Below are 20,179 nucleotides of genomic sequence, written 5' to 3' on the forward strand. Positions count from 1 at the left end.
ATCACCAACTACCATGCATTCAAGCTGCGTGAAAAACTGGTGATCGCCAAAGGCACCAGGCAGGCACTGGAGGGCTGGCGCGGCGAAAAAGTCCAGACGCTGGAGACCGAGGGCGAGATGATCCAGAGGGTCATGGGTGACCTGATGGGCCAGAAGAACATCGTCGTTCTGAACGATGAGGCGCATCACTGCTATCGCGAGCGGGTGAAGGATGCCGTTGGCGAAACCGAAGACGACTTGAAGGGCGACGAAAAAAGCGAGGCCAAGGAGAACAACGAGGCCGCCCGCATGTGGATATCCGGCCTTGAAGCGGTCAAGCGGAAGCTTGGCATCAGCCTCGTCTACGACCTGTCGGCCACACCGTTCTTCCTTCGAGGCTCAGGATACATCGAAGGCACGCTGTTTCCCTGGACGATGTCCGACTTCTCGTTGATGGACGCCATCGAATGCGGGATTGTTAAGCTTCCGCGCGTGCCGATTGCAGACAACGTGCCGGGCGGCGATACGCCAAAGTTCCGCAATCTCTGGGAACACATCGGCAAGAAGCTCCCCCAAAAGGGACGTGCGGCAGGCAAGGCGCTTGATCCGTTCAGCCTGCCGGTCGAGCTGCTGACCGCATTGGAAGCCCTCTACGGTCACTACGAAAAGACCTTCCAGCTTTGGCAGGACAAGGGGATCGGCGTACCGCCGGTGTTCATCGTCGTCTGCAACAACACAGCGACTTCGGAACTGATCTACAAATACATCTCGGGTTTTGATCGGGTCAGCGACGACGGAACCGAGACCACCCTTGAAAACGGCCGCCTGGCCCTGTTTCGGAACTACGACGGCTTCGGCAACCGCATGCCGCGGCCAAACACGATCCTGATCGACAGCGCACAACTCGAATCCGGCGAGGCACTCGACAAGGACTTCCGCGAAATGGCGGCCGTCGAAATTGAGCAGTTCAAACGCGAGATGGTTGAGCGGACGGGCGACATCACGGCGGGCGACAAGATCGACGAATCCACACTGCTGCGCGAGGTCATGAACACCGTCGGCAAGAAGGGTCGCCTCGGGGAGCAGATCCGCTGCGTCGTCTCGGTCTCCATGCTGACAGAAGGGTGGGACGCGAACACCGTCACCCACGTTCTTGGCGTCCGCGCCTTCGGCACGCAGCTCTTGTGCGAACAGGTGATCGGCCGCGCGCTGCGCCGCCAATCCTATGAACTGAACGACGAGGGGCTCTTCAACGTCGAATATGCCGATGTCCTGGGCATTCCATTCGACTTCACCGCGAAACCGGTAATCTCCCCCCCGGCGGCTCCGCGCGAAACCGTCCGCGTCCACGCCGTTAAGCCTGATCGCGACGCGCTGGAAATCACCTTCCCCCGTGTCGAAGGCTATCGGGTCGAATTGCCGGATGAACGGCTTGAGGCCAACTTCGGCCCCGATCACGTTCTGGAACTGACGCCGCAGTTGCTTGGCCCTTCCACCACTACCAACCAGGGGATCATCGGGGAAGGCGTGGACCTGACGCTGGAGCATCTGGACGACATGCGCTCGTCCACAATCCTGTTCCACCTGGCGCGGCACCTTCTCTACACCAAGTACCGCGACCCCGGCGAGGAACCGAAGCTGCACCTCTTCGGCCAGCTGAAGCGCATCACGCGCCAGTGGCTGGACGGCGGATACCTGAAATGCTCCGGCGGCACCTATCCGGCACAGCTGGTCTACAAGGAAATCGCCGACATGGCGGCCGAGCGGATCAAGGCGGCCATCACCGAAACGCTAAAAGGTCAAAACCAGATCAAGGCGATCCTCGACGCCTACAATCCCACCGGCACAACCGCCTTCGTCAACTTCACCACGTCCAAGGCGCTGCGCTGGCAAACCCGACCCGACAAATCCCATGTCAACTGGGTGGTCTGCGACAGCGATTGGGAGGCAGAGTTTGCCCGCGTGGCCGAAGGTCACCCCCGCGTGCTGTCGTACGTCAAGAACCAGGGGCTGGGCCTCGAGGTGCCCTACCTCTCCGGCTCCACCCCGCGCAAATACCTGCCCGACTTCATCGTCCAGGTCGATGACGGCCGTCGCACCGATGACGGCAAACCGGACCCGCTGAACTTGATCGTCGAGATCAAAGGCTATCGCGGCGAAGACGCAAAGGACAAGGCGAACACCATGCGCGCCTACTGGGTGCCAGGCGTGAACAACCTCGGCAAGTTCGGGCGCTGGGAATTCGCAGAGTTCACAGCGGTCTACGAGATGGAGGATGAGTTCGACAAACTGCTCGAAACCCTCGGCGCGGGCCCAGCGCGGCAAGGAGAGCTGATCGAATGATGCCGATCTTGATTGACAGCTTCGGCTTCAGAACCATATACAGACCATACATTCGCCCCTTGGCAGTACGTCCGCCCACGATCCCGGGCAGGACCGACCCCTCGGGGCTTTTGCTTTTCACGGGGGTGCAACCGTGAAGGCGGCAATCCTCATAGACGGTGGTTACTTCCTCAAGCGCCTCGGCAGTGTGCGCCGCGACGTGGACATGCTCAATGCCGAGGCGGTCGACAAGGCCATCGGGCAACTAGTGGACAGCCACCTGAAGCAACTCAACAATGTCGAAAAGGCGGGCAACCCCTACAGCCTGCTCTATCGTTGCTTCTTCTACGATGCCCTGCCTTACATGGAAAAGGGCCACCTTCCCATCAGCGGTAAGGCCATCGACTATGCCAAATCCGATCAGGCGAAGTTCCGCCTTGCCCTGTTCGACCTGCTCCGCCGCCGTGCCAATTTTGCCGTCCGCCTCGGCCAGGTTCGCAAGGAACGCTCGTGGATCCTGTCGGAGGATGCCCAGAAGGCGATCCTGAACGGAACGCGGAAACCCGCAGACCTGAAGGACGAGGACTTCTATCCCGGTCTCCGCCAGAAGGCCGTTGACATGCGCATCGGCGTCGACATCGCCTCCATCAGCCTCAAGCGTCAAGCTGACACCATCGTCCTCGTCGCAGGCGATAGCGATTTTGTGCCTGCCTCCAAACTCGCCCGGCGCGAAGGCGTCCGCATCGTCCTCGATCCGATGTGGCGCTCGGTCGAGGCATCCCTATTTGAACACATCGACGGGCTGCGCAGCGGTTTTCCGCAGCCCAAGCCCAAGGAAAAGGCCGCCGAGGCCGCTCCTGCCCCCCAACCCCAAGACCCGGCGGAATAAGACATGGCCAAGAAACCCATCGAGGTCGAAACCCTCACCCACGACGCCACGCGCAAGAACATCCCGACGGCGGAGTTCGAAAGCCTGATGCGCGATCAGGACAAGACGCCGATCCAGCTTGCCTACGAACGCCGCAACCGCGATCTGGACCCGCAGCTGGTCTGGCGCGGCAAGGATGAGCAGGACTGGTCCGACCTGATCGTCCAGGCCCCGCCGCTATATATTCAGGAAAAGGTCCACCCCAAGGTCATCATCGACGATCTGAAACGCGAAAGCGCCAACCGCGCCCGTGCGACCAAAGATGCCCCGCAGTTCGACATGTTCGCCGATTTCAACGGCCTGCCCGATGCCGAGGCCGCGACCGAGTTCTACCAGCACGATCAGCACTGGTCGAACCGGATGATCTCGGGCGACAGCCTGTCGGTGATGGCGTCCTTGGCCGAGCGTGAGGGGCTGCGCGGTCAGGTCCAGTGCATCTATTTCGACCCGCCCTATGGCATCAAGTTCAACTCGAACTTCCAGTGGTCCACCACCAGCCGCGACGTCAAGGATGGCGACAAGACCCATGTGACGCGCGAGCCCGAACAGGTCCGCGCCTTTCGCGACACCTGGAAGGACGGCATCCATTCCTACCTGACCTACCTGCGCGACCGGCTGACCGTGGCGCGTGATCTGCTGACCGACAGCGGCAGCATCTTCGTGCAGATCGGCGACGAAAACGTCCACCGCGTGCGGGCGCTGATGGATGAGGTGTTTGGGGAAGCGAATGGCTGCGGACTCATCACCTATAAGAAGACGACCGGTGCGGGTAGCCCAGCTATTGGAACTGATGTTCTCGCGGGGGTGAAGGACTACATCGTTTGGTTTGCCAAAGACAAAGCGAAGGTAAAGTATCGCCAGCCATATCGAGAAAAGGAAGCAGGTGCAGAAGGCGCTGCATCCTATAACAGGGTTCAGAGCCCAGATGGCATGACCGTTCGTGGCCTCAGGGCCAACGAGGACTTTGATCGCGATTATGCACCTGATGGTTGGCGATTAGTCGCATCTGACAATCTGACATCGCAAACTGGTGTGGAGTCCACTCAGATTCCCGTTGCCCATTTTGGTGAAACGTATCGTCCTACTAAAGGTGGATGGAAGACCAACGCGCTTGGGATTTCAAGACTCGCGAAGGCGTCGCGCGTGACCAAGGGTGGAATCGCGCTTCGTTATGTTCGTGGATTGCTCGATTTCGCTGCAATTCCGCTCAATGACGATTGGCAGGACACCAGCACAGGTAGCTTTACCGAAGACAAAGTGTATGTCGTTCAAAGCGGAACCAAGGCAGTCGCACGCTGCATCCTGATGACCACCGACCCCGGCGATCTGGTGCTCGATCCCACCTGCGGCTCGGGCACCACGGCCTATGTCGCCGAACAATGGGGGCGGCGCTGGATCACCATCGACACCAGCCGCGTCGCCATCGCGCTCGCCCGCTCTCGCCTGATGGGCGCGCGCTATCCCTATTACCTGCTGGCCGACAGCAAAGAAGGCCAAGCGAAGGAAGGCGAGATCACCCGCACCCCGCCCAAGACCACCCCCACCCACGGCAGCATCCGCCAGGGCTTCGTCTATGACCGCGTGCCGCACATCACGCTGAAATCCATCGCCAACAACGCCGAAATCGACGTGATCTGGGACAGGCTCCAGCCTGCTGTTGAAGACGCCATCACCGCCCTGAACGCCGCCCTTGCGGGCCACCCCACCCCCTTCAAGGTGGAAACCGGCGGCCGTGCGGGGGCGAAGATCGACTTCACCGCGAGGGGTGAGGTCAAGCTCCCCTCGGGTGAAATGGCCCCGGCGAACGGGTTCATGGAATGGGAAATCCCGCGCGAGGCCCCGTCAGGCTGGCCCGCCGCTGCTCAGGCCGCCCTGAAACGGTTCTGGGAGGCGCGCATCACCCGCCAGCGCGAAATCGACGCCAGCATCGCCGCCAAGGCCGAATTCGAATACCTTTACGACAAGCCCTACGACGACAAATCTAAAGTCCGCGTCGCAGGCCCCTTCACCGTGGAAAGCCTGTCGCCCCACCGCACCCTCGCCGTCGATTGGGACGACGAGCTGATCGACACCTATGAAGCCGCCGAGGGCAAGCGCAAGGCCGTCGAGGCCCCGCGGGACTTTACCGACTTCGCCCACATGGTCCTGGAAAACCTGAAAGCCGCAGGCGTGCAGCAGGCGCACAAGGAGGATCGGATCACCTTTACCAGCCTGAAGGGGTGGCCCGGCAACTGGATCGCCGCCGAGGGCACCTTCATGGAAGGCGACACCCAGCGCCGCGCGGGCGTGTTCATCGGCCCCGAGTTCGGCACCGTCTCCCGCCCCGACCTTGTCGCCGCCGCGCGCGAGGCTGGCGATGCCGGTTTCGACGTGCTGATCTGCTGCGCCTTCAACTACGACGCCCATAGCTCCGAGTTCGACAAGCTGGGCCGCATCCGCGTGCTGAAGGCCCGGATGAACCCCGACCTGCACATGGGCGGCGACCTGAAATCCACAGGCGCGGGCAACCTGTTCGTGATCTTCGGCGAGCCGGATATCCGCATCACCGATGCGGGCGACGGCATGGTGCAGGTCCAGGTCTTCGGCGTGGACGTGTTCAAGCCCCAGACCGGCGAGGTGCAGAGCGAGGGGACGGACGGCATCGCCCTGTGGATGCTGGACACCGACTACAACGAGGAATCCTTCTTCGTCCGCCACGCCTATTTCCTCGGCGCCAACGACCCCTACAAGGCGCTGAAAACCACGCTGAAGGCCGAGATCGACGAGGAGGCTTGGGAGAGCCTGTATTCCGACACGTCGCGCCCGTTCCCGAAGCCGAAGTCGGGGCGGATCGCGGTAAAGGTGATCAACCACCTCGGCGACGAGGTGATGAAGGTGTTTGCGGTGGAGTGAGAGAATGGGGCGTGGCGGATATTTGGGTGGCGGGACAATCCTGCGTATTTGGCCGAAGCTGCGCAAAGCAAGAAAGAATGCTCCGGCCGTCGATGCGAAGAACTATGACTTCGAGGCGCGTGCGGAAGAAATTCGACAGGACATCGAGGCACGAAAGCAAATGATTGCAGAGGGGCGGAATCCCTTGGACTTTGAAGGACCATCAGTCAGCCAGAAGCGCATGATCGCAAAGAAGGCACGCAAGAAGGCCAAGAAAAAGACAAAGCGAGTATAGACGCCATGGAATTCCGGATCGCCGATACCTTTACCGACAGCCTCGGCCGCCTGACGGCGCAGGAGCAGAAGGCTGCGAAGACCACCGCTTTCGACCTGCAACTGGACCCGACCTCGAACGGCCTGTCCTTCCACAAGCTGGACCGCGCCAAGGACACAAACTTCTGGTCGGTGCGGGTGAATGCTGACATCAGGATCATCGTCCACCGCACGGCCGCCAGCATCCTGCTGGTCTATGTCGATCACCACGACGACGCGTACAAATGGGCTGAACGGCGCAAGATCGAACGCCACCCGACCACGGGTGCCATGCAGCTTGTCGAGGTGCGCGAGAGGGTTGAAGAGGTGGAAATCTTCAAACCCAAAGAAGTGGCCGCTACACCGGCGCCTGCCACCAAGCCCGCGGCCCGCCTGTTCGACAATCTGCGCAAGTTCGAACTGATGGCCTTTGGCGTGCCCGAGGAATGGGTGAACGACGTTCGGGCAGCAACCGAGGACACCCTGTTCGACATCATCGAGCACCTGCCGCAAGAGGCGCAGGAAGCTCTGCTGAAACTGGCTGTGGGCGAGAAACCGCAACCGCCAGAGCCTGCTCCGGTCGAAGCCGACCCCTTTGCACACCCGGACGCTCAGCGCCGCTTCCGCGTTCTGACCAATGCCGAAGATCTGAAGCAGGCGCTGGACTACCCTTGGGACAAGTGGGCGGTGTTCTTGCATCCGGCCCAGGCTGACCTTGTCGAGCGATCCTTCTCCGGTCCGACCCGGGTTTCGGGTTCGGCCGGGACAGGAAAAACCATCGTGGCGCTGCATCGTGCGGTCCATCTTGCCCGCGCCAATCTTTCTGCCAAGGTCTTGCTGACGACGTTCTCCAAGCCGCTGGCGAACGCCCTGCGAGCCAAGTTGGCCAGCCTCGTCGGCAATGAGCCCGCGGTTTCGGCGCGGATCATCGTGAAGGCGGTGTCGGCCGTTGGCTATGACCTTTATTCTGATCGGTTTGGGCAGCCGCAGATTGCACCTGCTGCACTGGTCAAGTCGCTGATCGCAAAAGCAGCGACTGAAGTCGAAGGACACAGGTTCTCGACCCAGTTCCTGATCGGAGAGTGGAACGACGTCGTGGACGCCTGGCAGCTTCGGTCGTGGGAAGATTACCGTGACGTCTCGCGGCTCGGTAGGAAGACTCGGATCGGCGGCAAACAGCGCGAAGCCCTTTGGACCATCTTTGAACGCGTCCGTGCTGGGCTACGGGAACGCGGCGTTGTGACATGGTCGGACGTTTTCGGCCGTCTGGCAGACAGTTTCGGCCAAGGCAGCGCACGCCCCTACGACTTCGCCGTGATCGACGAGGCGCAGGACCTGGGTGTGACGGAGGCGCGGTTCTTCGCCGCCATGGCAGCAGGGCGAAGCGACGGTCTCTTCTTCGCCGGGGATCTTGGCCAGCGCATCTTTCAACAGCCCTTTTCCTGGAAGGCGCTTGGCCTTGATGTCCGCGGCCGCTCTTTCACCCTGCGCATCAATTACCGCACGTCACATCAGATCCGCACACATGCCGATCGACTCCTGCCGTCAACCGTTTCGGATGTGGATGGCAACACGGAAGGGCGGCGCGGCACTGTGTCGATGTTCGACGGACCTCCGCCGATGGTCTTGGCCTGCAACGATGAGGGTCACGAATGCCGCGCGGTTGCAGGATGGATCACGGATCGACTGAAGGAGGGCTGCGCACCGCGCGAGGTTGGTATTTTCGTCAGGTCTGACGCGGAACTGAAACGTGCGCGTGCTGCCGCGAAAGCTGCGGGCGTTCGCGCGGTCGAATTGAGTGAAAAGGTCGAAGTGGAGGACGGGGCAGTCGCCATCAGTACAATGCACTTCGCGAAGGGGCTGGAGTTCCGGTCGGTGGTGGTCATGGCCTGCGACGACGAGGTGATCCCGCAATCAGAGCGGATCGAGTCAGTGGCTGACGACGCGGACCTCGAGGAAGTCTACAACACGGAACGGCACCTGCTCTATGTTGCCTGCACAAGGGCGAGGGATCACCTGCTGGTGACCGGCGTAACTCCCGTGTCGGAGTTCGTCGACGACTTCCTCAAGGGCAACTGACCGACGAGGTCGGACTGCCCCCCTCCTCTGGTTCCTCCCCGGCCCCGAACGTATGCGGGGGGCGCAGCGCGGCAGTTCGCTAGCGACAGGCACTTTCACCGGGGAAGCCAGGCGGAAGCCACCTTGCGACCCGGAGCCGGAAATCTTGTTTCAGATCAGCGGCTTGCGGAATCACGATCTGGCCGGGGTGGATTCCCGGCGGGAAGCCAAGGAAGCCACCTTCGGGGAAGCCAGGCGGCCGGAAGCCAGGGCAACTTGCTGCCCGTTCGCGATGACTAGCCACGTCACTGCCGCATCTGCTGGAACGCGACAGTGGCCCGGCGGGTCAAGCCCGCCCGGTTTCCTTTTCCACGAGGCCTTCCAGCAACGCCAGGCGATCCGCGCTGAAGTTGCCCGCGCGAGGCATGAGATCGCGGATAGCCCGAACGAAGAACTGGCGGAAGTCCTCGCGCTCCTCGCACCAGGCGAGCAGCTTCACGCCCTGCGGTGGATGCACCAGCTCCAGCGGCAGCACCGTCCGCGCAGTCTCGTTCCCCGACAGGTCGGTATAGCCGAACGACACCGGATGGCAGGCCCGGATGGCGGCGTGCAGCGTAGCGAGGTCGGCGGCGGCCGCCTCGGGCACGTCTTCCGGCCAGTATTGCGCCGGGCGCACGTCGAGCATCTGGTAGAGGCGCGCCAGGAGCGCGCCCTCGGGGTCGGTCTGAGACAGGCGCTCGATGGCCGCATTGGCCGCGGCGGCAGTAACAGGGTCGCCGCGGTAAATCGCACTCACTGCGATCATGCGAAAGCTGATCGTCCTCGCAAATGCGCTCCTGCGCGACAACCGAAAGTGGACACCAAATGCCTCTTGTTAAAGACGGATACTACTGACCATGATCCGTCTGAACCTTTCGAACCGGCCCGAATGGCTGGACCTGCTGCCCGGCCTGCGCGTCCTGGTGGCGCCCCTGACCACCGCGCTGATGGTCTCGGCCCGCGCCGATCCCGTCATCGACGGCCTGTCAGAAACCTCCAGCCAGGAGGACATGGCGCTGGCTATGGCCAAGGCTGTCGCCCGCCGCGCGCTGCTGGATTGGGAAGGCGTCGGCGACGATGACGGCAACCTCGTGCCCGTCAGCCCAGCCGGGATCGACGCCCTTCTCGAAATCTGGCCGGTGTTCGAAGCCTTCCAGGCGCAATACGTCGCCCGAGGCCTGATGCTGGATCAGGAAAAAAACGCCTCCGCGCCCTCGCCGACTGGTCCTTCGGCGGGGGCGACGGCTACTGCGCGGCCTGTGCAGGCCCCTGCCCCGACTGCCCCGCAAGACTGAACCGGCCGCAAACCGTCGAGGGCTGGCAGGTCTGGGACCTGACCCAGCGCCTCGGCGGCCAGCTGCGCATCGCGCCGGGGGCCGTCATCGGATGGGACATGGGCGCGGCGCTGTCATTGGCGCAGGCGCTGGGCATCGCTCCCCTGATCGCCGCCGAACTGTTGCCCGAGATCGAGGCGGTGATGGTGCGCAAAGTCAACGAACAGATGGTCAATGCCGAAGGAACGGGGATCAGGCCTTGACCTTGGGGACCAGAGTCACGCCAGGCAGACCTTCAAAATGACCGTCGCAAGTCACGAGGGTCGCCTTCCGCGAACGGGCTGTGGCGAAGACAATGGCGTCTGCCGTCGCGAGCTTGTGCATGCGGCAGGCCTCGGCCGCCTCCAGCGCAATCTCGGTGTCGAGCGGAATCACCTGGCAGACCTGCGTGAAGGCGATCACCTGATCCGCTTTGTCCTCGCCCACCTCGCGGGTCAGCCATTTGGCGAGTTCGAGTTGTACGATGGTCGGCACCAGCCAGTCGGCCTGATCCGGCAGATGTTCTGCCACCCGGTCGCCGGTGGCCGAGCCGATCAGCCATTCGATCCATGCGGATGTATCGACGAGCAGCATCAGATGCGGTCTGTCCGGTCACGGTAATCGGTGGCGGAAGCCCCACGGGCGAGGCCTTTCAGGGCGTCGCGTTTCGGGACCGGAACCAGCAGTACGCCCGTGCCCTTTGGAATGAAGGCGAAGGTCAGCCCGGCCTCCCAATGCTGGGCGGCCCGGATCGCCTTGGGGATGGAGATCTGGAACTTGGACGACAGGGTCGCGGTCTCGGACATGATCATACGCCTCCATGATCGATAAGCACAACGTAAGAACACAAGTCCGAAAACGCAAGGAATGCTGCAATGGCCGAGAAGAAGGTCTCCGTCCGCCTCGTGGCGGAGGGCGGACGTCGCGTGCGCGCCGAACTGGAAGGGGTCGGTGAGGCCGGGGCCCGTGGCTTCGGTCGCCTGTCGCGCGAGATGGAACTGGCGAACACGCGGCTGGCCGCCTTTGCGCGCCGGGCGGGCCTCGCCCTCGGGGCCGCAGCCGCGGCGGCCACAGCTTCGCTCGGCCTGATCGTCCGATCCACAGCCGAAAGCGCTGCCCAAATCCGGCAGTTCGCACAGGTCGCGAATTCCACGCCCGAGGCCCTGCAGCGCTGGTCGGCCGGGGCGCGGACGGTTGGCATCGAACAGGAGAAGCTGGCCGACATCCTGAAGGACGTGAACGACCGGGTCGGGGATTTCCTCCAGACCGGCGGCGGGCCCATGGCGGATTTCTTCGAGAACGTGGCCCCGAGGGTCGGTGTCACCGCCGACCAGTTCGCGCGGCTGTCGGGACCGGAGGCACTGCAACTTTACGTCGACACACTGGAACGGGCGGGTCTCAGCCAGCAGGAAATGACCTTCTATCTGGAGGCGATGGCCTCGGACGCCACGCGGTTGATCCCCCTCCTGCGCAATGGTGGGGCCGAGATGGCGCGGCTTGGCGACCAGGCCTCCGATCTCGGGGCGGTTCTGGACAGTGACGCCCTCGAAGCCCTGCGCCGCACGCAATTGGCGCTGGGCACAGTGTCGCTGGTCTTCGATGGCCTGCGCAATCGGATCGCCGTGGCTGTCGCCCCGACCATCGAGGCGCTGGCCAATGCCTTCGTGGCCCTCGCGTCAGACGGTGGCATCCTGCGGTCGGCCATCGACACCCTGATCGGCAACCTCGGCCGTCTCGCCTCCTATGCGGCAACGTTCGCCGCCGTCATGGCCGGGCGCTGGGTCGCGGGCATGGCGGCGGCGGCCCTGTCGGTGCGTGGTCTTGCGACGGCACTCGTCTTCCTGCGCGGCGCCCTCATCCGGACCGGCATCGGCGCTCTGATCGTCGGGGCGGGCGAACTGGTCTACCAGTTCTCGCAGCTGGTCGCCCGGGTCGGCGGTGTGGGCGAGGCGTTTCGCCTGCTCGGCGATCTCGCCCGCGAAGTCTGGTCCCGCATCGGCCTGTCGCTGGACGCCGCACTCGCCCGCATGGCGGCCGGATGGGAGGGGCTGAAGGCGGCCGGGCTATCTGCCTTGGAAAGCACCATCGCAGGTGTGGTCAGCTTCGGCGACACGACGGCCGCGATCTTCCAGGGGGCCTATGACGCGGCGGTCGCAATCTGGGGCAGTCTGCCCGGGGCCATCGGCGACTTCGCATTTCAGGCCGCGAACGGGCTGATCTCCGGCGTCGAGGCGATGTTGAACGGTGTCGTCACCCGCATCAACAGCTTCATCGATACCCTGAACGCGGCGCTGGCCTTGCTGCCAGAATGGGCCACCGGCGAAGATGGCGTCCGGATCGGCATCCTTGACCCGGTGAAACTTGGCCGCATCGGCAATCCGTTCGAAGGGGCCGCGACCGCTGCTGGCGCCGCCGCCGCGGATGCCTTCTCCGCCGCGCTGGCACGCACCTATCTCGAGCCGCCCGACCTCGGCCTCGGCGCCATGGCAGACGATGCCCGCGCTCGGGCCGACGGCTATCGCGAAGCGGCCGGAATGCTGGCCGATGCCGCCGGTCGACCGCTGGCCAGCTGGCAGGCGCTGAAGGATGCGGTGACCGGCACCGGAACCGAGGCCGAAACCGCGCTGGCAGATGCCGCCGCCTCGGCCGATGCCCTGACCAGCGGTCTGAACGATACGGCCACCGCCGCCGACGGCGCTGGTGGCGCAGCACGCAACGCGGGCGTTGCAGCCGCCGAGAGCGCGGACACGGCCCTGACCGGCTGGCAGGCCGTCACCGCCGCACTCGCCGACTACGCCGCCAAGGCGCGCGACATCGGCGGGGACGTCGGCAGCGCGCTGGTCGGGGCCTTCCAGAGCGCCGAGAATGCCATCGGCGAGTTCGTGAAGACCGGCAAGCTCGACTTCCGTGATCTGGTGACCTCGATGATCGCCGATCTCGCGAAGCTCGCGGCGGGGACGCAGACTTTCACTGGCAACAAGACCTTCTCAGGGACGTTGACCGCTTCGGGCACTTTCACCGTTTCGGCCGCTTCCGCCAGCATCGGCACGGCCACAACGACGGCGACCTACGGCATGGGCACCGGCGCCACGACCACGGGCGTGACCAAGACCGTGAACATCGGCACGGGTGGTGCCTCCGGGTCGACGACGGTCGTCAACATCGGCTCGGCCTCCGCCGGGGCGGGCGGGACGACAGTCATCAACACGCCAACCGTCACCTTCGCCAATGCCGTCACACAGGTCGGCATGCCGCAGGCGAACCTGACTGCGCAGCTTCTCGGCCTCGGCGGGGCCACGGCCGACAGCTACAACCGGCTGTCGGTGAACACGCCCGCAGTCCTCTTGAACAATGCAGGCGCGGGCATCGAAGCGACGGTGAACAAGGCGGCCCCGGCGAACGACGCCGCCTTTGCGTTCAAGACCGGCTTCTCCGCCCGCGCGCTGATCGGCCTCCTCGGTAATGACGATTTCAGCTTCAAGGTCAGCCCGGACGGGTCTGCCTACTTCGATGCCATCAGGGTCGACCGCACCAACGGTCGCGTGGAACTGGCTGAACCGGTGGTCCTGCCCACCCACGACTCCGTCCCCTCGCCGCCGCCTGCGGGCAAGCTCGCGCTCTATGCCCGCGACCGGGCGGGGATGGGCTGGCTCGACGTCGAACGCCCCTCTGGTCGCCACTTCCCTCTCCAGCCGCATTTCGGTGTGAACCGGATCGCGACATGGGCGCCCTCGACCAGCACAACGATCAACACCAACGGCATGCCGCGGACGGCTGTCGGCACGGCGGCCACGCCGACGCTCGCCACGACCAACCTTTCCACCTCCATGCGCCGCTGGCGAATGACGTCGGCAGCGACAGCCGGGGCGGCGGCCGAGGAACGCTCGGCAGGCTGGGTCTGCTGGCGCGGTAATGCGGATGGCCTTGGCGGCTTCACCTATGTGAACCGGCTGTCGCTGGTCACGCTGCAGCCAACGGGCATGGGGTTCTTCGGCCTGATCGGATCGGTCGCGGCGCTGTCCACCACCCTGACGCTCTCGGCCGTCGTCAACGCGCTGGGCATCGGGTTCGAGCGCGGCACCCATGCCAACTGGCAGATCTTGCACAATGACGGCACCGGCGCGCCGACCCTGATCGACCTCGGCGCGGGCTTCCCCGTGGCCAGCACGACGAATGTCCTGACGCTCTATATCGCGGCGGCCCCGAACGACAGCGCGGTCGGGATCCGCGTGGTCGAGGAGGTCTCGGGCGCGGTGGCGAAGGCCACGATCACCACCGACATGCCCGCGGCGACCCAGCTCCTGAGCCCGCGCAACTACCTCAACAACGGCAGCACCGCCGCGGCCGTCGCCTATGACTGCTCCGGCGTCTACGTCGAGACCGATTATTGAAGCGCCACGAACCGTGGCCGGAAAGGACCATGATGAACGACCAGACCACTCTCGCCGACGCAGTCGCGCGGGCCTTTCGGGACCACGGGATCACCGCCGCGCTCACCGCCCTGATCGGCGGCACCATGGCCCTCATCGCGGCGATCACGCGCAAAGCGTTTACCAACGAGGCACTGCTGGACCGGCTTGATCGCGAACTCATCACCGAACGCGACCGCGCCGACAAGCAGCGCAGTGAGGACCGCAAGGCCGACAGCGACCGCCTCGACCGGATAGAGACCGACATCCGATCCATGCGCGACATGCTGTTCGACGCCTTCCAGCGCGGCCGATCCGACTGACCCATCCGAACCTCGCCAACCGACACCCCACCCGCCCCAGAGGCGGGTTTTTCATTTGGAGGATCCCATGCCCACCCTGACCTACCCCCACTGGCGCGACGTGCCAGCCAACACGTGGCGCTGGCCGAACTTTTCGGCCGCCGAGATCGCCTGCCGCGGCACCGGCGCGATCAAGATCAACACCGAGGCCATGGACAAGCTGCAGGCCCTGCGCGACCGCCTCGGCAAGCCGCTGATCATCCGCTCGGCCTATCGCAGCCCGGAACACAATCGTGCTGTCGGTGGCGCCCCGGCCTCGAAGCACATGCAGGGCACGGCGTATGATATCGCCATGGCCAACCACGATCCTGCGGCCTTCGAGGCGGCGGCGCGGGCGGTGGGGTTCCTCGGCTTCGGATACTATCCCCGCTCCGGCTTCATGCACATCGACCTCGGCCCTGCCCGGTCCTGGGGCGATCCGTTCCCGGTGCGGCCCGTGCCCTTCGCCCCGGAACTGCCGCCTGCGCGCGAAGTCCTGTCGGAAAGCCGCACGCTTCGGGGCAGTGGTGCTGCGGGTGCCGCGACTGTCGGCGTGGCCGGGGTGGAGGTGCTGCAGGACGTAATTGCCGAGACCCAGTCCACGATCCAGCCGCTGGTGCCCTACCTCGACACTCTGCGCTGGGTGCTGATCGTCATCGCGCTGATCGGCATCGCCGTCACCATCCACGCCCGGCTCGACGACTGGAAACGGGGCCAGCGGTGATCGGCTGGCTTCTGACCCATGACCCGGCGCGCAAGGCACTGGGCCTCATCCTCACCGCAGCAGCGATCCTGCTGTTCCTGCTGAACCTCCGCCGCGCAGGCGAACGCGCCGGGCGCGCCGCCGAACGGCTTGATGCCCGAGAGAGAAACGATGCCATCCACCGCCAGATGCTCGACGCCGCCGCCCGCCGCCCTCCTGATCGCGATGCTCTGGCTGACCGGCTGCGCGATGGCAGGTTCTGAAGCCATCGCGCCCTGCCCACCCGTGGTCGAGTATACGGCAGCCGATCAAGCGCGAGCCGCCGAAGAGGTCGAAACCCTGCCGGAAGGTGCCGTCATCGTCCGGATGCTCAGCGACTATGCCGTCTTGCGCGACCAGGCGCGGGCGTGCCGGTGAAAGCCGGGCCGGACGAAGCCTGCCACGAGGCAAGCGCCAGACGCCTCGACCGCGGCACATCGCCCGGCCCGGATCATGGATTCACGCTGTCAACGAGCGGCAGGGATTCGCTGCTGGGCGATGATGGCAGATGCGGTCATTCCAGTCTCCTGCCGCGATGGGCACAATTGTTCACCTGCCAGGGGCTGACCCTTCGCTCTCACGGTAGCGCGGGGGACATTTCTTCGAAGCCAGTCAGGATCCGGCTACGAATGCGATCCACCAGGTCGGCGCCAGTGGAGATGTCGAAGCTCGCCGTTTCCAGCAGGGTTTCCTGACCCGTCACCCGGAACCGCGCGCGAACCCCCTCTTCTTCGCCCAGTCCCGCATGGTGGGGATAAAGCAGCGTCAGCCGCGGGGCCTTGTAGAGGTGGGCATAGGCCATCATCTGATAGACGTCGGCTTGGGAGACCCCTTGTTTCGGATCGTCGATCCGGTCGGAAATCCGCTTCCACTTGGTGTCGATCACATGGGCGACCTGGCCAGCGCGCCAGATCAAGATGTCGGGCTTGGTCTGGAATACTGCCCGATCATCATCAAGCGAGGTCAGACAGAAAAGGCGGCCACCCTGCAGTGTCACTTGGAATTCGGACCCCGCCAGCGCCCGCGTCACCAGACGGCCGATGTACTCCTCGAACAGGGCATTCATCTCGAACAGCAGAGCCGATCCCTGCCCCGACCCGGCGCTGGTCGTTTGGTACCGGTTGCGCAGGAACAACTGTGCCATTCCAAAGAGTTCCTGCCACGCGCTGTTCGTGCGGTCGATGACAACATCGTCCCAACGCAGGGCGGGGATCTGCACCTCCGCGACCTCGGCGTAGACGAAGGCCAATTCCCGCAGCCGCTGCACGTTCGCCGCGTTGCGAGACATGCCTGCCAGATGCGAGATGGTCGCCTTCATGATCCGGTTGAGGGCGATATCCTCGGACAACTCGTCATAGCGGCACGCCAGGCGGCCCGGGTTGGCGAGATGGCGAGTGAACTGGCGCGGGATATCCAGCGATCCCCGCAAGGTCGGCAGGTCATCTTCGTGGAGGCTATAGCGGCGCGGCATTCCCCGCCGCACCGCCTCGGTCAGCTTGTCGCAAAAGACGCGGATCAGGATTTCCAGCAGCGTCTCGCGCTGCCAGTCGAGTTCGGTCATGCGTCCGGTCTGGATTTTCAGGTCGAGCGCCACCGCCAGCATGTGGACAAGGCGTTTGCGGATCTCGCGCGTCTCTTGGGCCGAGCCTTCCTTTTCGCCTACGCCGATCTTCGGCAGGATTTCAAGCGTACAGCCCGGCACCGCCAGAACGCCAACAACCCCGCGCGCCCGCAAGTCATGGCGGCGATCTTCCAGCACGCCACCGCCGCCACGCCCGGCAAAGGGGGATGCCTTGGCCAGTGCTACAAGGCGTTGGGCAAGATGCGGCGGAATACACCCTTCCCCATCGCCATGGGGCACAGCCTCCCATTCGCGGACGGAGAAGGCGGGCATCAGGCCGCGAACTCGGAGAAGTCGAACTTGTCCTTCACCCGCCAGCGTAGTCTCTCGCCGCTGAAATCATCCGCGGCAATTCCCGGCGGCGCAGTCAGGCGGCGCGCCTCCAGAAACCGGGACGGCCCCTGCGGGCCATCGCCCAGAACGGCGGCGACCTTGGACCAATCCTCGTAGAAATACTCGGACAGGAGCGGAATGACTTTGTGCCGCATCACGTCCTCGACCTCTTCGGCAGACTTGCAGCCGGTGAAATAGGCGTGCCCGATCTGGTGTTCGCGGTCGAAGAGATACTCGATGCGGTCGTTGATCGTGGTCAGCAGCTTCTGCAGGTTGATCCCGCCGACATTCGGGGACAGGACCGCCGGGTTCGGCATCAATTCCTTGAAGGTGAACCGGCGGCGCAGGGCGGTATCCAGCAGCGCAATCGAGCGGTCGGCCGTGTTCATGGTGCCGATGATGTGTAGGTTGGGCGGCACCCCGAAGCGCTTCTTCGAGTAGGGCAAGGAGAGCTGGATTTCGTCGCGCCGCCCGAGGCGTTTGTCCGGTTCCAGGAGCGTGATCAGTTCGCCGAAGACTTTCGAGATATTGGCCCGATTGATCTCGTCGATGATCAGGACATGCGCAGCTGAGGTGTTGTGCTCGACCCGGACTGAGACGCCCGACGTCTGCTGCCCGCCATTCGTTCGAGGATTCGAGGACGCTGCCACTGCTGCGTCCGCAGGCACCAACCATGCCTGGTCCGGATGACTGGCCCAAGTGGGCATGTTGTGTTTCTCCCAACCGCCGGTCGGCTCAATGCCCGTCTCCCGACCGGCGCTCACGAGGGCTTCCCGATACTGTTGGAGGGAGAAACCTTGTGGGTGTGCCTGTGCCAACTCCTGCGCGACATTTTGGGCGAGTTTCCGGAAAGTGCCATCGCGCACAGGCGGCAGTTGACCCACGGTGAACAGGTCATTTTCCAAACCCTGTTGGGGCTGACGATCTCTGTTATCTAAGGAATCAGTCTCGGGCGGCACAGACACAGCGACGTCCAGCTCTGGGGCATCAGGCATCGCTTCATCTGCATCCTGCCCGGTGCTCGCGCCATCCCATGCACTGGCCTCTGCACGCCGAGCAACTCGCTGGAAAATTCCCGCGACAGGTTCAAGTCGGAAGCCTGCGCTGTTTTCCGACGGCGCTTCTCCGTCAACAGCGGGCCTCAACCCCTCGACGAATTCCTCGTATGACATCGACTGGTGGAAGGTCACGAACTCGATCCGGCCCTTGGACGTCAAGCGCCGGTATTCCCCCATCAGCCGATCGCGGTTCTTTTCACCTGAGAGGCCAGCGGCCGCGTCCTCGCCCAGACAGAGGCGAACCGCCTCCCACGCCGTCTGGTAAGTCTTGCCGGTGCCGGGAGGTCCGTAGAGGATCAGGTTGGTCGTCTTGACCGCCGTCCAGGCAAGTTGGTCCTGCGAGCGGGTTTCTAAGTCTGCCATCGCGTTACCCTCTTTGTCCCCGGTATCGAGGGTGAATGTGAAAGTCGTCGTGCTGGACGGATTGGGCGTAGTCGACTGAAGCGTTGAGTAGCCCGCCATGTCTTTGAACTTCTTGCCACCCAAGGCGCTGCAAATTGTCGGAAAGGCATCTTGCTCGGAAATGTCGCGAGCTACGTCCCGCGCACGGATGGCCACTGAAGACATGTCAGCTTCGCGGGCAGGTGCGATGTAGTAATTGAGTGCGACCAAACGCACGCGGTCTGCCCCGCGCATAAGGTGGGTGTACTGCTCTGGCAGCGGCAGTGGTACGTCGTCTTGATCGACAATAATGTAGCCTGCCGCGTGGAGACGTGCGGCCGCATCATTTGGCTGACTCCATCCGCCGGTGAGTGCGTTTGAAGCCTTGGCCAGCAGGTACCCTACAATCGGCTTCGTCGGAAAGCGCCTGTCCTGGCGTGGGCGGGTCGACCGCACCCAATACTCGGATGGCGTGCCGAAGCTTGAGAACGCATCGGCATGGGCACCGGACGTGCGGAACTGGTCGTAGGCGTCCATCGCACCCTCGATCCGGTCGCGAGAAAAGGCGTCATCTCCGCCATTGGCACCCTTGCGAAGGATCTCATACCCAAGAGCCTCGAGTTTGGCGAAGGATTGCGCCTCTCCAAAACCGTTGAAGAATTCCTTGGCCGCGAGAGCACGACCATCGGGAAGATGCCCCAAAGCTGCTGCGACAGTCGCCTTCGCCGGATAGGACTGCCCCTTGCCCTCATCGCTGACCCAGACCTGAGGGCTGGCAAAGCCACCGCGGGCGAGGAAGGCCTTAAGGCCCAATCGATCACACTCCCGCATCGCCGCATCGATCTCCTTGCGGGTCAGGCGGTCGACCAATGCCTTGTGTTCTGCCTTATCGGGCACATTGGACTGTTCGGTCAGGAAGGAATGGTAGAGTTTCAGGGCCTGCTGGAGGCTGGCCAGCCCCGTGCGCAAGACACCATCGATGGGGACGGGTGACGGGTTGGGGCGGTCTGCGCGTTCATCCTCGGCCGTGTAGGCAAACCGGTTGAGGATGCTGTCCCTATCCTCCTGCGCGAACAACTCGTCCAGATCGCCTAGATACTGCTCCACGCGCTTGGCACTGCTCACGCGCGACGAAGCGGTCGCATCCGTTTGCCCCTGCGCAACCAACCACTTCCGGAACTCGTCCTGCTTCATCGCCTGCCCGTCCGTCTGCCTGAGAGGTGCTGATCCGAGGTCAGGAAGCCGAGGGCAAAATCCTTCGTCGTCAATTCACCGTCTAGAGAACCACGGGTGGATGATGGCGGGAACCGGAATCGCGCGCAACTGCGAGTTGCCCGCCGCTGCATACCACTGCCCGCTTATGCGTGCTGGTGCGGTTTTTCTGGTGTCGTGTTGATGTGGCGTTGATGTAAACGCGCGAATGCAAAAAGCGCCCCATGGTGCGCTGCGTAAGCATCTGATATATTTCTGGA

The 20,179-nt window shown here is 63.8% G+C and carries 18 protein-coding genes; 12 read left to right on the forward strand and 6 right to left on the reverse strand.

Going from position 1 to position 20,179, the window contains the following annotated elements; genetic code table 11:
- The 5 genes from C5F46_RS13680 to C5F46_RS13695 all read left to right on the forward strand — a co-directional run.
- Window positions 1–2,322: BPTD_3080 family restriction endonuclease (locus tag C5F46_RS13680; protein WP_107325901.1), on the forward strand; the 2,322-nt coding region annotated here is incomplete at its 5' end.
- Window positions 2,323–2,455: 133 nt separating this feature from the next.
- Entirely contained in the window at window positions 2,456–3,190 is a 735-nt protein-coding gene (locus tag C5F46_RS13685; RefSeq protein ID WP_107325902.1) for an NYN domain-containing protein, read from the forward strand.
- 3 nt (window positions 3,191–3,193) lie between these two features.
- On the forward strand, window positions 3,194–6,121 hold the full coding sequence (locus tag C5F46_RS13690; RefSeq protein WP_107325903.1) for a site-specific DNA-methyltransferase: 2,928 nt from the start codon (window positions 3,194–3,196) through the stop codon (window positions 6,119–6,121).
- 4 nt (window positions 6,122–6,125) lie between these two features.
- On the forward strand, window positions 6,126–6,395 hold the full coding sequence (locus tag C5F46_RS16480) for a hypothetical protein (RefSeq protein WP_133618610.1): 270 nt from the start codon (window positions 6,126–6,128) through the stop codon (window positions 6,393–6,395).
- A 5-nt stretch (window positions 6,396–6,400) separates the two neighbouring features.
- Window positions 6,401–8,491 carry a 3'-5' exonuclease gene (locus tag C5F46_RS13695; protein WP_107325904.1) on the forward strand — a complete coding sequence of 697 codons (2,091 nt, stop codon included), beginning with the start codon at window positions 6,401–6,403 and terminating at the stop codon, window positions 8,489–8,491.
- Between the two features lie 325 nt (window positions 8,492–8,816).
- Here the strand turns inward: C5F46_RS13695 and C5F46_RS13700 are convergent, their stop codons facing one another.
- Window positions 8,817–9,275, reverse strand: a complete 459-nt coding sequence (locus tag C5F46_RS13700) for a WYL domain-containing protein (protein ID WP_107325905.1) — start codon at window positions 9,273–9,275, stop codon at window positions 8,817–8,819.
- Window positions 9,276–9,366: 91 nt separating this feature from the next.
- Between C5F46_RS13700 and C5F46_RS13710 the strand changes: the two genes are divergently transcribed.
- Complete coding sequence (locus C5F46_RS13710; protein WP_107325906.1) at window positions 9,367–9,804, forward strand: hypothetical protein; 438 nt, start codon at window positions 9,367–9,369, stop codon at window positions 9,802–9,804.
- A gap of 98 nt (window positions 9,805–9,902) precedes the next feature.
- On the forward strand, window positions 9,903–10,046 hold the full coding sequence (locus C5F46_RS16710) for a DUF7697 family protein (RefSeq protein ID WP_168796903.1): 144 nt from the start codon (window positions 9,903–9,905) through the stop codon (window positions 10,044–10,046).
- Here the strand turns inward: C5F46_RS16710 and C5F46_RS13715 are convergent.
- Together C5F46_RS13715 and C5F46_RS13720 are read right to left on the reverse strand one after the other, a co-directional pair.
- Window positions 10,036–10,416, reverse strand: coding sequence for a type II toxin-antitoxin system VapC family toxin (locus C5F46_RS13715; RefSeq protein ID WP_107325907.1), 381 nt, complete (start codon window positions 10,414–10,416; stop codon window positions 10,036–10,038). The genes C5F46_RS16710 and C5F46_RS13715 overlap by 11 nt on opposite strands.
- Complete coding sequence (locus C5F46_RS13720) at window positions 10,416–10,628, reverse strand: AbrB/MazE/SpoVT family DNA-binding domain-containing protein (protein ID WP_107325913.1); 213 nt, start codon at window positions 10,626–10,628, stop codon at window positions 10,416–10,418. The genes C5F46_RS13715 and C5F46_RS13720 overlap by 1 nt, the downstream gene beginning before the upstream one ends.
- A gap of 69 nt (window positions 10,629–10,697) precedes the next feature.
- Here C5F46_RS13720 and C5F46_RS17140 point away from each other — a divergent pair, with 69 nt between their 5' ends.
- From C5F46_RS17140 to C5F46_RS13745, 5 genes are all read left to right on the forward strand, one after another.
- Complete coding sequence (locus C5F46_RS17140) at window positions 10,698–14,213, forward strand: phage tail tape measure C-terminal domain-containing protein (RefSeq protein ID WP_107325908.1); 3,516 nt, start codon at window positions 10,698–10,700, stop codon at window positions 14,211–14,213.
- A gap of 32 nt (window positions 14,214–14,245) precedes the next feature.
- Window positions 14,246–14,554 (forward strand): hypothetical protein, encoded by a 309-nt coding sequence (locus C5F46_RS13730; RefSeq protein ID WP_107325914.1) that lies wholly within the window; start codon window positions 14,246–14,248, stop codon window positions 14,552–14,554.
- A gap of 67 nt (window positions 14,555–14,621) precedes the next feature.
- Window positions 14,622–15,296, forward strand: a complete 675-nt coding sequence (locus C5F46_RS13735; RefSeq protein WP_107325909.1) for a YcbK family protein — start codon at window positions 14,622–14,624, stop codon at window positions 15,294–15,296.
- Window positions 15,293–15,538, forward strand: a complete 246-nt coding sequence (locus tag C5F46_RS13740; RefSeq protein WP_107325910.1) for a hypothetical protein — start codon at window positions 15,293–15,295, stop codon at window positions 15,536–15,538. The genes C5F46_RS13735 and C5F46_RS13740 overlap by 4 nt, the downstream gene beginning before the upstream one ends.
- Window positions 15,525–15,692, forward strand: coding sequence for a hypothetical protein (locus C5F46_RS13745; RefSeq protein ID WP_235820174.1), 168 nt, complete (start codon window positions 15,525–15,527; stop codon window positions 15,690–15,692). Before C5F46_RS13740 ends, C5F46_RS13745 begins: the two co-directional genes overlap by 14 nt.
- 199 nt (window positions 15,693–15,891) lie before the next feature.
- Here the strand turns inward: C5F46_RS13745 and C5F46_RS13750 are convergent, their stop codons facing one another.
- The 3 genes from C5F46_RS13750 to C5F46_RS16915 form a co-directional block, all read right to left on the reverse strand.
- Window positions 15,892–17,208: an McrC family protein gene (locus C5F46_RS13750; RefSeq protein ID WP_107325912.1), complete on the reverse strand. Its 1,317-nt coding sequence runs from the start codon at window positions 17,206–17,208 to the stop codon at window positions 15,892–15,894.
- Window positions 17,208–19,901, reverse strand: coding sequence for an McrB family protein (locus tag C5F46_RS16910; RefSeq protein ID WP_235820175.1), 2,694 nt, complete (start codon window positions 19,899–19,901; stop codon window positions 17,208–17,210). Before C5F46_RS16910 ends, C5F46_RS13750 begins: the two co-directional genes overlap by 1 nt.
- 82 nt (window positions 19,902–19,983) lie before the next feature.
- The coding region (locus tag C5F46_RS16915; protein ID WP_210203003.1) for a hypothetical protein at window positions 19,984–20,179 on the reverse strand (196 nt) is incomplete at its 5' end.

It is taken from the genome of Phaeovulum veldkampii DSM 11550, from assembly GCF_003034995.1.
Classification (GTDB): domain Bacteria; phylum Pseudomonadota; class Alphaproteobacteria; order Rhodobacterales; family Rhodobacteraceae; genus Phaeovulum; species Phaeovulum veldkampii.